The following is a 13,356-nucleotide window of genomic DNA, read 5'->3' on the forward strand; positions in this document are numbered from 1 at the left end:
CACGACCTTGACCGCAGCCACGAACCCGGGCGCCGTCTCGTCCGGTGATGATGTCGCATCGGCTCCGCCGAACCACGGTCGACGAGTGGTGTTCTTGGACGTCGCACGTGCGATCGCGATGCTCGGTGTGGTCATGATGAACGCGACCATCGTCGTCTTTCCGGCGGAGATGGCCGGTGAGAGTGAGCCGAGTGTCCTCACGTCGGTCCTGGACACCGGCCTGACCCTGCTCATGTCCGGTAAGGCCAGAGCCATGCTGATGGTGCTGCTCGGCGTGGGAACCTTGTTGGCCTGGCGTTCCGCGGCCCGCCACGACGGCCGTCCCCTGGTGACCATGCTCCGTAGGTACGTGGTCCTCGGTCTGCTCTTCGGGATACCGCACCTGTTGGCGTTCAGCGGGGACATCCTCACCCACTACGCGATCACCGCGCTGCTCCTGGCCCCGTTGATGCCGCTGTTGTCGATGGGATCGCCGCACCGGCCGCTGTGGGCCGCGGGTGTGCTGTTCTCGTTCGCGCCGCCGTTCGAGTACCTCCTGGGAGCGGGGCCGATCCAGAGCACACTGATCGGGCCGATCCCACAGACGCTCGGATTCTTCTGTGTGGGAGTGTGGCTGGCCCGCCGCCCCGAACTCTCACCGGACTTCACGCGCCCGAACCGGCTCATCGCACCGATGGTCTGGGGCGGTCTGGGCGGGCAGTTTCTGGGTGTGGTCCTCCTGGTCGGCGCCGACCTCCTCTTCCCCAGGGAGTTCGATGCAAACGGTGTTCCGGTGTTGGGCCCCGACGGCGTGCCGGTGACCCCGCCGCCGGCCGAACTGATGGGGACCCTCTCATCCACGCTGACGGGTCTGGGCGGGGCACTCTTCTACCTCGGGCTGGTGTGGTGGCTACTGGGCCGTGGCGGTCCCGGCGCTCGGATGTTGGGCACTTTGGCCCCACTGGGGCGGGTGACGCTCACCACGTACCTGGCCGGCACGGTGGTGTTCCTGTCGTTGAAGCCCTTCGAGGGCCAAGTGCCCATGATCGCCCAGTACGCACTCGCCGCCTCCTATTTCGTGCTGATGGCTTTGGTCGCCACCTGGTGGCGACGTCGGTTTCGACTCGGTCCCCTGGAGTGGCTCTGGCGGACTCTCACCTACCTGAGGCCCCGGCCCATGCGTCGTGCTCGCATGGCCCCGAAGGAGGCGGTCGGATCCGTGGGACGGGAAGGGACCATGGACGCTCCCAGGCCGTCAACCACCGGCGACGGAGGGGAGTAGCCGAACATCGGCGCCCTCGGGTACGGGTGCGTCCAGGCCACCGGTGGCACGGCACTCGGTCTGGTCCACGAACACGTTCACGTACCGGCGCAACCGCCCCTGGTCGTCCCGGATCCGTCGGTCCAGCCCGGGGTGACGCGTGGTCAACTCGTCCAAGACCTCGCGCAGTACCACGGCGTCGTCGAATTCCAGGGGGATGTGAGCGGCCCCGTCGGCGTCGGCCCGCAACAGTCCGGGCAGGTGCACGGTCACACGCATCTCACACCTCCGCCGCTCGCAGGCACAGGACGTCGGGCAGATGGGCGGCCACCTGGTGCCAGCGGTCCCCGTCATCGGTGAGGGCGTACACGTCACCGGTACGAGTGCCGAAGTAGAAACCGGGCACCTCGGCGCCGTCGGTGCAGGCCGCGTCGCGCAGCACGATCCCGAAGTAGGGTTCCTCCGGGAGCCCGTCGTTGATCGCCCGCCAACCGTTGCCGGAGTCATCGGTGCGGTAGGCGCCGAGTCGGTTCTTTGGTGGCAGGTGCACCTCCTGACTCACCACGGGAAAGTTGAGCGCGGACTCGGCTCGGTGGGGGTGGGCGACCATCGCGAAACCGAAGTCGGTGGGCAGTCCCGTCTCGATCCGGTTCCACCCCTGGGCGGCCGGTGAAGCGCTGCGGTAGACCCCGTGGTGGTTCTGCGCGTAGAAGGAGCCGTCCGCCGCCGCGGCGACCTTGTGCACGCACTGGCCGTACTCGGGTTCCTCGTCGGGAAGGAAACCCGCGACGATGCCCCGGTTGGTCGGTGCCCAGGTGGCCCCGGCGTCGGCGCTCTGGTAGACACCGCCGGTGGACATGGCCACGGTGATGGCGTCGGGTGAGTGCTGACCGGAACCGAGCGTGCCGGGCAGGATGGTGTGGATGGCGCCGCCACCCGCTCCGGGAAACCAGTCGGAGCGGTGGGGATGGTCCCATAGGGATCGGACCAGGGTGAAGGAGTCACCGCCGTCCGTGGAGCGGAACAACGCGTGCGGTTCCACACCGGCGTAGACGGTCCCGGGCTCCTCTCCGAAGGCGAATTGCCAGGTGCGGGTGAGCGAACCGTCGGTGTCCTTCGGGAAGCGGATCGGTGGTGTGGAGGGTTCGGACCAGTTCGCGCCGAGATCGTCGCTGTGCCAGACGCTCGGGCCGAATTGCCAACTCTCCGTACCGACGAGCAGACGTCGTGTACGCGGGTCGATCCCGACCGCGTAGACCGGGCTCATCCCGGCGTCGTTGGCCTCGTCGAGGCGGTGTGGATCGCTCACCCTCCACGTGCGTCGGTCCTCGCTCCGAGCGGTGAACAGTCCCTTGCGTGTTCCTATGACCAGGAGATATGTCATGGCGACCCCCAACATGTGATCTAGGTCTCCACTGTGTCACGGGGTGGGGACATTCCAGGGCCGTTCGTCGAGTGAACGGCGAGCCGGGGTTCGACGATGATCATGCCCCGGAGGAGCGGGGTTACGGATGTTTCGGAAAGTTGATATCTGGGAACCCGAAAGATTCACTCTGAGTGTTTTATACACGGCGCTGGAAAATGTACACCCGCCTGGAGGGATAATCTCCCTCAGTGGGGAACTCTTTCCAGGCAGGGACCTCCGTTCGGTGGAAGGTGGTTGCCAGCCCCCTACTTTTTTGCAATAAAATTCCGGGCTGACCGGTGTCGGCCGAAGTCCCCAGGGCTTCGGCCGCCGGCCGCGCAAGCCCCCTCGACAACCCGACGATTGCCCGCTCCCTCGAACTTCAGGTCCGTTTAGGGACCACAGTCCCAATGGTCGGTTCCACGTACCTAAAAGTATCGAGTTCCCATTGATAGGGTCGCCTCATGCACCACCCCCCGGACACGCTCCACGCTCGCAAACGGCGTAAGGCGCGAGCCACGATCGTGTCAGCCGCCTTCCAACTCTTCGCCGAACATGGATTCGACAATGTGACCGTCGCGGCCATCGCCGAGCGGGCCGAGGTCGGCCGTACCACCTTCTTCCGGTACTTCGGTGACAAACAACAGGTGTTGTTCGCCGACGACGCCTCCGAGGTGGACCGTATGTGCGCCTACGTGCGAGAGCAGAAGGGGCGCCCCCTCGGCTCCGACCTCGGCGCGGCACTCGCCTTGTTGCGTGAGGCCGGCACCGTCACCCGCCCCCACGCGGCGCTCTCCCCGGCGCACTCCGCGGTCTTGGTCCGCCTTCTCCGAGAGAGCGTGGACCTGCGGTCCCGTTACCTGCTCACCCGTCAACAACGGGCCCTTCGTTTGGCGGGCGCTCTGATCGAGGCGGGATCGGTCGAGGGCGTCGCGGTCCTGGCCGCCCATACCGCGATGGCCTGCGAACTCACCGCCATGAAACTCGCGGAGAACCCGGAGGCCTTCCCGCACCGCGTGGACGAAGCCCACCGGATGCTCCGAACGCTGGGGAACTGAAGGCCGGGGAGAGCACGCTCGGAGGGGGTGGTGACCGACCACGGTCCGGCAGAGGAGGTACTCACACACCCTCCGTGTGGGTCGGCGACCAAAGGAGAGCGCCACGGCCAGGCCGGTCACCGCCATCAACACGTGGAGCGTGCGTGAGGAGTCGGCCCGTCCCAGGGCCGGGGCCAAGCCGGCCAGGGCGAACCCACGGTGCCCACGCCCCACCCGACGTGCCCCGTCCCCAGCATCTTGAACACCGTCCCGTAGCGGGCGAACCCCGAGCGCCACGGTGTCGGTGGCACCAAAGAGCCAGGGGTCGACCTGGTTTCGGTAGGACGTCCGAATATATGGTGAGGGCGTCGCGGAACCACCCCGCAGGGCATGGACGAGGCCATGCGTGATCTGGGGCGTTCCGAACCCTGGAAGGAATCGATGAGATCATGAGCCTGCCCACCGCTCGCGGACTCACCGGGGCCGCCTGATGTCCGGGGCCGCCACCTCCACCGAGGAAACGGTGCTGCTGCGGGTCGAGAACGGCCTGGCCCGCGCCACCCTCAACCGGCCGCGTGCCATCAACGCCCTCGACCACGAGATGGTCCGGGCACTCGCTGTGGCCCTCGATTCTTGGGAGAAGGACGACTCCGTCGCGGTGGTGCTCGTCGATGGCGCCGGGGAGCGAGGGCTGTGCGCCGGTGGTGACGTCCGTGCCATCCGGGCCAGCGCCATGGACGGCGACGACCGGGCTGCGCGGTTCTGGCGGGACGAATACCACCTCAACGCACGCATCGCCCGCTACGCCAAGCCCTATGTCGCCTTCATGGACGGCGTGGTCATGGGTGGCGGCGTGGGCATCTCCGCGCACGGTGCGGTCCGGGTGGTCACCGAGCGCTCCAAGGTGGGGATGCCGGAGACCACCATCGGTTTCGTTCCCGACGTGGGCGGTACCTACCTGTTGTCGCGGGCACCCGGGCAGATAGGTGTCCACCTGGCGTTGACCGGAGCGGCGGTGGGAGCCGCGGACGCCCTGTACGTCGGGTTGGCCGACCACTACGTGCCCTCCGAACGGCTGTCCGCCTTGGCCGAGGTGCTCACCGAGGCCGATTCCGAAGCCGCCGTCACCGAGGCGGTGGGTCGGTTCGCGCAGATCGCCCCCGCGAGCACGCTGGCCGGTCATCGATCGTGGATCGACACCTGCTACGCCGCGGACACCGTCGAGGAGGTCATCGAACGGTTGCGCGCCCACCGCGACCCGGCGGCGGTCCAGGCGGCCGAGACCATCGAGACCAAGTCGCCGACCTCGTTGAAGACCACTCTGGCCGCGCTGCGTCGGGCTCGGGAGGCGGGCTCCCTGGAGGAAGTCCTGGAACAGGAGTACCGGGTCTCCTGCGCCACCCTCGCCTGGCCGGACCTGGTGGAGGGCGTTCGGGCGCAGGTCGTCGACAAGGACCGTACGCCGAGGTGGTCCCCGCCCACGCCGGCCGATGTCGACCCGAAGGTGGTGGAGCGTGCCTTCCTTCCCGCGCCGGATGGACCGCTCGGGTTGGCCGAGCCCCGCCTCACCAAGGAGGAGCGGGAAGGGGCGTGAGCCCGCGATGTCCCGCCGCCCGAAGGTGTTCGGGGCGGCGGGAGGCCGGGTTCGTTCCGCCTTCGGTCAGAACGGGGTCAGGGTGATCTCCAACTTGGAAGGGCCGTGATCTTGGACGTAGGACGCGAAGTCCTCGACGTCGTCGAACGCGAACCCGTACGCCTTGCCGTCCTCGGTGTGCTCGTGGAAGACGGCGGCGTAGTGGTTGGCGATCTCGTTCAGGTAGAAGGTCGCCGGGTCGTTGGTGGGTTGGGCGGCGGAGTCCAGCAGGGTGGACCGGTTGAGGGCGGCACCGACGATGGCGGCGACCGGACCGGTGATGCCGTCGTTGGGCGCGGCCAGGGCTCCGTCACAGAAGAACACGTCCCGAGTGCTGGGTCGTGGGATGGCAAAGACACCGCCGTCGAACAGTAGTCGGTCGCCCTCCACCCGACCGGTGAAGGTGCCGGCGTTGGTGGTGACGCTCAGGTCGGTGCCCGCGTAGTGCGTCCAGACCTGGTCGACGTAGGGGTCGAAGTAGTCGGTGGGGAAGAGCCCGGCGTCGAGACCGTGACCGGGGGCGATGATGCGGTGCTGATCGAAGACCAACGGGGAGAAGTCGGGGTCGGCGGCGAGGGTCTCGAAGATCGCGTCGCGCCCCCCGGGCAGGAGGAAGCCGGTGCTCTGGTCTTGGTCGCCGGTCAGGCGGATCCCGATGGGGACGCTGAACTGGTCCACCATGGAGGTGTTGCAGAACATGCCGTCCTCGTTGTGGGTGAACTCCACGGTGTCGTGCAGGACGTCGAAGGAGCCGTCGCCGTCGACCCACCCGGCGGGGAGCTGAAGGGCGGGGTCGCCGTTGCCGTCCTCGACGATCCGGATCCCGAGTTCGCCGCCCATGGCCAGGTAGATCCGGCCGGACATGTAAGGGAGCGTCATGTCCGCGGACAGGGCGCCCAAGGGGATCGAATAGTCCGTGTATCCGTCGTTGGTGTTGTCGTCGATGCTCACGGGGTGGGGCGTACCGGTGGAGTCCACCCAACAGTGTCGATCCGTGGTCAGGTCGGTTCCGACGATGTACAAGAGGATCTCATCGTCCGTGTAGCGACCGCTGTTGTTGGTCACGCTGATCGGGAGCGCTCCCATGTTGGCCGCGTCACTGATCGGTGTGGCGGCCCGGGGGTTGCCGGCGCAGCCGACCGTGCCCAGCAGGGGTGTGGCGGCGGCGATCGACGCTCCGCCCAGGAAGAGTCTGCGGTTGATCATGCTCTGGGTTCTCCTCAGTAGCGGGGTGAAGAGGTGGACCCATGGAGCCAGGTGGGGCGAAGGCGCGTCAATAGGGGCAAGGAGATGGTTCCTGTGGCACTCGCGTTACCCATGGTGACAAAGGTATGTGTGTCACGCATCACATTGGATGGCCCAGGGTGAACTCCAGCAGCGAGACCCTTTTGGACACGTGATCCCCCGCGAGACTCAGTCCCGCCTGTTCGGCCAAGGCCGTCAGGGCCTCGGTGTCTCGTTCTCGGCCGTTGAAGTAGGCCAACATCCGCAGATCCAGTTCGCTCGCCGCACCCTCCGAGGCGTACTCGGCGACCAGGACCCGCCCATTCGCCCCGATCGCCTCGGCACAGCGCCGCAGGATGGCGACGGCCGATTCGTCGTCCCAATCGTGCAGGATCCAGCACAACAGGTAGGCGTCCCCGCCTGGGGGAAGCGGGTCGAAGAAGCTGCCCTCGACGGCATCGGCACGGTGCTCCAGGCCCGTGGTCCGGAAGGTTTCGCGAGCCGCCGCGACGGGGCCGGGCAGGTCCAGGACCGTCCCGCGTGGTCGAGGAAAACGTGTCAACAGGGTGCTCAGCAGGGTTCCGTCTCCACCGCCCACGTCCACCAGATGCTCCAGCGCCTCCCACTCGTACATCCCGGCCAAGGTTCGGGCGTGCTCGACCATACGGGAACCCATCAGCGAGTCGAAGGAGCGCGACAGCACCGGATTCGCGGCCAGGTCCGTCCAAAAGTCCGAACCGTCGAAGCGCAGTGAGTAGGCGCTCTCGCCGCTGCGCAGGGCCTCGGCCAGCTCCGACAGACACAGGTCGGCCCGCCCATGCGCACCGTCCCCGGTGAACCAATCGAGGAGAGAACGCGGGTGGTCCGAACACAGGACCGCACCCACCTCGGTGAGTGCGAACCGGTCACCGTCCTGGGTGAACAGGCCCTGCCGAGCCAGGTACCGCAGTACTCGGGCCAGGCCGCCCGGGTCCGCCCCTACCGCCGTGCCGAGCTCGTCGGCCGTGCGTGGACCCTGGGAAAGGTGATCGGCGACGCGCAGCGTGGCCACCGCGCGGATCGCCATCGGGGTGACCGGCTCGGCCAGGGCCCAGAGCCGCTCGGCGGCCTGCCGCGCCGGTTCGAAATCCTCGTGTTCCTCGCGCACGTGATGTCTCCTGTCGAATCCGCCCCACTTTTGGGCCGTGGACGGACCTACCCAGAGCGCTCCTTTCCAACAGTGGCGTTCGAGCGGTTCGGTCCAAAGGCCCTCGCCCGGTGCGTTCGACCTCGACGCAGCGGTAGGTGGCCCCGTCGGTGGCGTTCATCCCCGCCCGGTCTACGCAGCACGCGGCCGACCTCGATGAACCCGGATCGCCCGGTCACCCCGGTGAGTGCCTCGGTGGGCGAAAGGACCCTTGTGGGGCCGCGGGTCGACGCGCAGCGGTCGTGAACGGGCGCCGTGCCGCCGGCCCCGGCCTTCCCCTAAGCACAGTCCTCCGGTTCGGGGGACAACTTCCCGGCCGATGCGTCGTAACAGATGCTGATGGGCGGAAACCCCGAAACCCCGGGAACGTGCTCAGGGTCGGTGAACGTGAACTGCCCCTCCGCGGGGGCCTCGGGGAAGGTGAGGTCGAGTTCGTCACCGACTTCCACCGGCCCCGGCGACTCCACGGGCGACAGGGGCGCCTGCGGGGTGGTGACGGTGAGCATCGTGGGCAGGTCGTGCCCCTCCAACAGGTTGAGCACGCTCAAGGAGAACCGCACCCCCTCGGAAACCTCTTCCACCGATGTCACGGACACATAGGTCAGGCTCGCGAACCGGTCGGGGGTCACTTGGAAGGTCGTGAACCCCTCCGGGGAGATGATCACCTGGGCCTCCCACTCGGCATTGGTGCCGAACCGAGCGGGTCCGGGTGCTTCCCAGTCGGGACCCTGCGCGACATCCTCGGCGGCTTCGCCGGCCCCTTCCGTGACCTCGCCGGAGGCCTCCTGCGTGGTGCCGGCCGTCTCATCGGGGAGTTCTTCCTCCCCGGAGGCGAGCATCCGGGCGGTCAACAGCCCACCACCGGCGGCTGAGAGCACCAGGACGGCCGCGCCCACAGCCAAGAGCGCCTTCGGGGCTCGGCGCGAGGAAGGCACGGATGGAGTGGTGACCTCGATACCGTGCCACTCGCGATCCAGCAGGGAGCCCACGGCCACCGAAAGCCCTTCTCCACCGGGGTGTCCGGTCAGCGCGGACACGACCTGTTCGGCGGTGGGGCGTCGGAGTGGATCCTTGTCGAGGGCGGCGGTTACCAAGGGCAGTAGGGGTGCGGGCACCCCGGCCAGGTCGGGCTCTCGGTCCAGTACCCGGTAGGCGAGCGACTCGGTGGAGCCTGATCCGAACGGTGGCCGTCCGGTGGCGGCGAAGGCCACCAGAGCACCCCAGCCGAACAGGTCGGCGGCCGGGGTGGGGGTCGCTCCTCGCAGAACCTCCGGGGCGATCCACCCCGGAGTCCCCACGAGGCCACCGGTACGGGTCAGGGCCGTCTCGTCCACTGCTCGGGCGATCCCGAAGTCGAGGACCTTGGGGCCGTCGGGGGCGAGGATGACGTTGCCGGGCTTGAGGTCACGGTGCACGATCCCCGCGGCGTGGGCCGCTACCAGAGCCTCCGCGACCCCTGCGGCCAGACCACGCAACAGATGGGGCGGGAGAGGCCCGTGGTTTCGCAGGTGCTCCGAGAGTGAGGGCCCGGGTACGAACTCGGTGGCCAGCCACGGCCCACCACCGTCCTGTCCGGAGCCGAGCAGCGCGGGAACACAACGGCTGCGTACCCGGCCGAGGAGCCGGATCTCACGGGTGAAGCGTTCTCGTAGCCCGGGGTCTTCGGTGAGTTCCTCCCGGATGACCTTGATGGCCGTGTACCGGCCGCGACGGCCGACCCCGGCGTAGACGGTCCCCATGCCGCCGGTACCGACCCGACCGACGACGCGCATGCCGCCGACGGTCTCCGGGTCGTCCGGGCGGAGCGGGGAGAACACCGTGGTGGAGGTGGTCGGTCCGGTCATTGGGGCCTCTCCGCGGGACAGGGCACGAACTCCTCATCGGTCATGTCGACCGGAGGGTAGGGGTGCCAGTTCATGTAACAGGTGTAGACCCCGCCCACCCGTGCCTCACCACCGAGGGCGTCGGCGGCGGGCAGGTAGGCGAGCAGACCGCTCTGCGGAGCGTCGGGGAAGTCCACCTCGAACTCGGAGTCGGGGGAGTCCGGGGAGACGGTGGCGAGTACCCGCCCGGGGTCGGCGGTGTGTGCGCCACGTCCGTCCGCGGTGGGGTCATCGGGTAGAGGATCCAGCCCTTGGCCCACCTCCAAAAGGGTGAGGTCGCCGGCGCGCAACGTGAATTCCCCCTCGTCGGCCAGGTACTCCACCTCGCCGAACACCCGGACACCGGTCTGGGTGGCGCTGTCCGCGGAGACGGTGTTCACACGCACGCTCGCCACGACGTACTCGTCCCGGGCCACCCCCTGGGGAAGGCCGAGTCCCACCCCGGCGAACCCCGGGGTCACGTCGAGTGCCCCGGAGGTGTCGGCGTGCACCATGAACAGGCCGTTTCCGGCGACCTCGACCAGGACCCGTTCATCGGAGCCGGTCGCTTCGGGGTCTGTCGCTTCCTCGTTCCGACCCTCTTCGGTGCCGGCGGCGGCGGCCCCACCGCCGGGATCCTCCACGGGATCTTTCGAGAGCCGGTCCCCGGCCGCCCAGGCGCCCGCCGCCACCAGCGCCAACGCGCCGATCGCCGCGCCGGTCAGGAGCCAGGGGCGCCCTCGTTTCGGTTCCGTGCGCGGGAGCGGGTCACCGGTGAACACGGTCGGTGGGGGAGGCGCCTCCCAGCCGGCCCTCAAGACCCGAGTGACCAACTCGGTCGCTTCGGGCCCGGCCCCGACCACGGTGGCCTGGTCGGTACCGAGCAATTCGGCGAGGGCCTGCTCTACGGTCGGTCGCCGGTTCGGATCCTGGCCGGTGGCCGCTCGAACCAGCGGCGCTAGGTGTTGTGGGACCCCTTCCAGGTCCGGTTTCCCGTCCAAGACGCGCACGGCCATGGTTTCTGCCGAGCCCTTCCCGAACGGGGCGCGTCCGGTGGCGGCGAACGCCACCAGACCACCCCAGGCGAAGACGTCGGCCGCCGGGGAGGGCGGCGCACCGCGCAGGAGTTCGGGAGCGACCCAACCGGGGGTACCGAACAGTCCACCGGTTCGGGTGATGGCGGTCTCGTCCACTGCTCGGGCGATCCCGAAGTCGAGGACCTTGGGGCCGTCGGGGGCGAGGATGACGTTGCCGGGTTTGAGGTCGCGATGAACGATCCCGGCGGCGTGGATGGCGCGTAGGGCCTCGGCCACACCGAGGGCGAAGGCGTGCAGGGAGTCTCCGCTGAGGGGGCCGTGCTCACGGACGTGCTGGTGCAAGGTCGGGCCGGACACGTATTCGGTCGCCAGCCAGGGCAGATCCGCTTCGGTGTCACGGTCCAGGAACCTGGGCACGCAGGGGCCGACGACCCGACCGACCAGGTCGGCCTCACGGCGGAATCGGGCCCGGAACTCGGGGTCGGTGGCGAGGTCTCCGTGGACGAGTTTGATGGCCACCAGGGATCCGGAGGGGGCCCGGCCGGCGTAGACGACGCCCATGCCACCCGCACCCAGGCGGCCCACCGTTCGGTAACGGCCGACCGAGGTGGGGTCTCGAGGCTTGAGGGGAGGGAACGGAGGATCGGAGGTGGTCACGGACGCTCCCGGTGCTCTGGGGACGGATGCGATCGGGTGTAAGCGGGTAAGCGTTGTGCTCAACCACGTGAGACACCGATCACCCCCTTCTGGTTCCCGACATCAGGGGTGGTGGTGGCCAAGGCCCCCAGGGTGCCCGCCGGGGTGTCCGGGGTGACCGGGCCATCCATCGGGCCGGCCACCCCGACCCTGGGACCGTTCCGCGATCAGTTGCCTGCGGTGACGGCCGCGGCGCACACCGGTCACGACCATGACCGTGATACCGACGATCGCTCCGATGAGGGGGAGTCCGACCATGAAGGCCACACCGGTGAGGGCACCGCGCACGAAGTCCTCCTCACCGTTACCGACGTCCCCTAGGGCGTAGGTCGTGTCCATGCCCGTGTACTGACAGTCCATCGTGTGTTCGCCGGGCTGCGCGGCGTCGTGGACGCCGACCAACCGCCACGATTCCCCGTTCAGGGCGCCGGTGTGGCTGTAACCCGGGTAGTCGAACCCTTCGGTCCGACCATCGGGGGTGCTCAGGGTGCAGTCGCCCACGATGGCGTTGCCGTTGGCGTAGAGACCGAGGTTGACCGTTTCGGTACCGGTCACTTCGAAGGTGATGCTCTCGCCTGCCCGCACCCGGTGTTCGAGTTCGGGCAGACCCACCGAGCTCGCGAGGCTGATGACGAAGCCGAGGATGCCACCGATGATCCCGAGTACCAGGACGAGGGCGCCCACGAAGAACCAGACCCGCCCGGGACGCAGCTCCTTGCCGTCGACCCGGGGAGGGAACGAGGGCTGTGGATAGGGCGGGTACTGGGGGTGGTGGGGCATCGCCATGGTCGTTCTTCTTCCCTGAGTGGAAACCTTCCGTGCCTGCTATGACGCGCCGAAGGGCGAATACGTTGCCGAATCATCGGCGACACGTATTCGCCCTCCGTCGCGGGTCGGGAACCAGGGATCAGTGGGGCGATCCGGCCCGGTGCCGTTGTCCGGCCACGCGTTCGGGATAGGTGCCACGCCGAACCCCGAGGATGATGACGGTCACGAGCATCGACAGGAAGCCCACCGAGCCGCTCAGCATGAGGGTCAGGGCCGTGGCGGCCCCATGGTCGTCGTTCTTGGCCGCCGTGCGGGTCTCCGCGACGACGTACGACCGGTCCGAGGGGCCATCGCAGGTCAGTGTGTACCGGCCCGGGGCGTCGACCTGAACCGCGTACTCCAGCCGCCATTCGTCCCAGCTGTGCGGGACTTCGCGCTCGGTGAGTCTGGGATATCCGGGGCCGTCGATGGAACAGTACGTCGCTCCGCTGTCCACAGGAGAGGCGTACAGGCCGAGCGAGGGCGCGTCCTCGCTGATCACGGTCATCGTGGTCGACTCTCCGCCCACGATGACCTCGGAGACGAGCTCGGGTGGTTCGGAGGACATGAAGGCGTTGGCGCCGGTCAGGGTGAGCACCAACAGACCCACACCCATGAAGCCGGGTGGGAGCAGGAGCGCGGCCCCGAACCACAGGCGTCGTGGGCGCAGGTCCTTGGCCGGAACCTTGGGAGGTAGGGGCCGTGGGGGAGAGGGGCGCGGCGGGACGAGGGGGTGCCCGTAGTGGGCGGCTTGGATCGCTCGCATTCGATCCGTACGCATACGTGACATGTGGTTGCCGCGCATGATGGCCACGGTGACGACGATGACGAGCGTGGCCCAGAAGGAGAGGGCCACCGTGATGGAGGAGAGAACACCCAGCCAGACCGGCACGGCGAACCACTCGGTGAGGATGAGCACCGTGCTCATGAAGGCGATCGACGCCGGAAGCAGGGACCCGCCGATCCAGTACCAGCGTGTGCTCGGCTTGATCAGCTTCGGATCGGGCTCGGGAGGGAGCGGCGGCGTGGGCGGAGCCGCCGGGCCGGAGGGTGGCCCCCCTGGCTGGAGGATCGGCCCCGGAGGCAGCAGGTTCGGTCGGTGCTGCTCCCGTCCGAGCCCGGGGGCGGAGTCGGGACGTCCTGGGCCGCCGGGAACAGCAGGCGGTACGGGGTTCCCATGTGGATGCCGAGGGGGGTTGTGCATGTACGAAGTGTTGCAGAATCCCCTG

11 protein-coding genes are annotated in these 13,356 nt (G+C 68.5%); 3 read left to right on the top strand and 8 right to left on the bottom strand.

The features are described from left to right. The first annotated feature begins 85 nt into the window (after window positions 1-85). Complete coding sequence (locus D472_RS24945) at window positions 86-1,261, top strand: DUF418 domain-containing protein (RefSeq protein ID WP_017603700.1); 1,176 nt, start codon at window positions 86-88, stop codon at window positions 1,259-1,261. On the opposite strand, the gene D472_RS0106570 is transcribed toward D472_RS24945, so the two are convergent. Next, complete coding sequence (locus D472_RS0106570; protein ID WP_017603701.1) at window positions 1,235-1,519, bottom strand: MoaD/ThiS family protein; 285 nt, start codon at window positions 1,517-1,519, stop codon at window positions 1,235-1,237. The two genes, D472_RS24945 and D472_RS0106570, sit on opposite strands and share 27 nt — an antisense overlap. 1 nt (window position 1,520) lies before the next feature. After that, on the bottom strand, window positions 1,521-2,624 hold the full coding sequence (locus tag D472_RS0106575) for a WD40/YVTN/BNR-like repeat-containing protein (protein WP_026117453.1): 1,104 nt from the start codon (window positions 2,622-2,624) through the stop codon (window positions 1,521-1,523). Window positions 2,625-3,109: 485 nt separating this feature from the next. On the opposite strand from D472_RS0106575, the gene D472_RS0106580 reads away from it, so the two are divergent. Both D472_RS0106580 and D472_RS0106585 read left to right on the top strand, forming a co-directional pair. Then, complete coding sequence (locus D472_RS0106580) at window positions 3,110-3,703, top strand: TetR/AcrR family transcriptional regulator (RefSeq protein ID WP_017603703.1); 594 nt, start codon at window positions 3,110-3,112, stop codon at window positions 3,701-3,703. 469 nt (window positions 3,704-4,172) lie between these two features. Then, entirely contained in the window at window positions 4,173-5,276 is a 1,104-nt protein-coding gene (locus D472_RS0106585; RefSeq protein ID WP_017603704.1) for an enoyl-CoA hydratase/isomerase family protein, read from the top strand. A gap of 66 nt (window positions 5,277-5,342) precedes the next feature. Here D472_RS0106585 and D472_RS0106590 read toward each other — a convergent pair whose 3' ends face one another. From D472_RS0106590 to D472_RS0106615, 6 genes are all read right to left on the bottom strand, one after another. Next, window positions 5,343-6,521: a beta-1,3-glucanase family protein gene (locus D472_RS0106590; protein WP_017603705.1), complete on the bottom strand. Its 1,179-nt coding sequence runs from the start codon at window positions 6,519-6,521 to the stop codon at window positions 5,343-5,345. Between the two features lie 139 nt (window positions 6,522-6,660). Then, window positions 6,661-7,686 (bottom strand): methyltransferase, encoded by a 1,026-nt coding sequence (locus tag D472_RS0106595; protein ID WP_017603706.1) that lies wholly within the window; start codon window positions 7,684-7,686, stop codon window positions 6,661-6,663. Between the two features lie 317 nt (window positions 7,687-8,003). Further along, window positions 8,004-9,569, bottom strand: a complete 1,566-nt coding sequence (locus tag D472_RS0106600) for a serine/threonine-protein kinase (RefSeq protein ID WP_017603707.1) — start codon at window positions 9,567-9,569, stop codon at window positions 8,004-8,006. Continuing rightward, window positions 9,566-11,281 (bottom strand): serine/threonine-protein kinase, encoded by a 1,716-nt coding sequence (locus D472_RS0106605; RefSeq protein ID WP_017603708.1) that lies wholly within the window; start codon window positions 11,279-11,281, stop codon window positions 9,566-9,568. Before D472_RS0106605 ends, D472_RS0106600 begins: the two co-directional genes overlap by 4 nt. A 102-nt stretch (window positions 11,282-11,383) precedes the next feature. Further along, complete coding sequence (locus D472_RS24950; RefSeq protein ID WP_017603709.1) at window positions 11,384-12,106, bottom strand: hypothetical protein; 723 nt, start codon at window positions 12,104-12,106, stop codon at window positions 11,384-11,386. Between the two features lie 121 nt (window positions 12,107-12,227). Then, entirely contained in the window at window positions 12,228-13,331 is a 1,104-nt protein-coding gene (locus D472_RS0106615; protein ID WP_239642925.1) for a hypothetical protein, read from the bottom strand. Between the last annotated feature and the right edge of the window lie 25 nt (window positions 13,332-13,356).

The organism is Nocardiopsis alkaliphila YIM 80379 (genome assembly GCF_000341005.1).
GTDB classification, from domain to species: Bacteria; Actinomycetota; Actinomycetes; order Streptosporangiales; family Streptosporangiaceae; genus Nocardiopsis; species Nocardiopsis alkaliphila.

Coding starts and splice junctions, on each gene's coding strand:
- D472_RS0106570 (WP_017603701.1), bottom strand. CDS start 1,519: ATGCGTGTGACCGTGCACCTGCCCGGACTGTTGCGGGCCGACGCCGAC.
- D472_RS0106575 (WP_026117453.1), bottom strand. CDS start 2,624: ATGACATATCTCCTGGTCATAGGAACACGCAAGGGACTGTTCACCGCT.
- D472_RS0106580 (WP_017603703.1), top strand. CDS start 3,110: ATGCACCACCCCCCGGACACGCTCCACGCTCGCAAACGGCGTAAGGCG.
- D472_RS0106585 (WP_017603704.1), top strand. CDS start 4,173: ATGTCCGGGGCCGCCACCTCCACCGAGGAAACGGTGCTGCTGCGGGTC.
- D472_RS0106590 (WP_017603705.1), bottom strand. CDS start 6,521: ATGATCAACCGCAGACTCTTCCTGGGCGGAGCGTCGATCGCCGCCGCC.
- D472_RS0106600 (WP_017603707.1), bottom strand. CDS start 9,569: ATGACCGGACCGACCACCTCCACCACGGTGTTCTCCCCGCTCCGCCCG.
- D472_RS24950 (WP_017603709.1), bottom strand. CDS start 12,106: ATGGCGATGCCCCACCACCCCCAGTACCCGCCCTATCCACAGCCCTCG.
- D472_RS0106615 (WP_239642925.1), bottom strand. CDS start 13,331: ATGCACAACCCCCCTCGGCATCCACATGGGAACCCCGTACCGCCTGCT.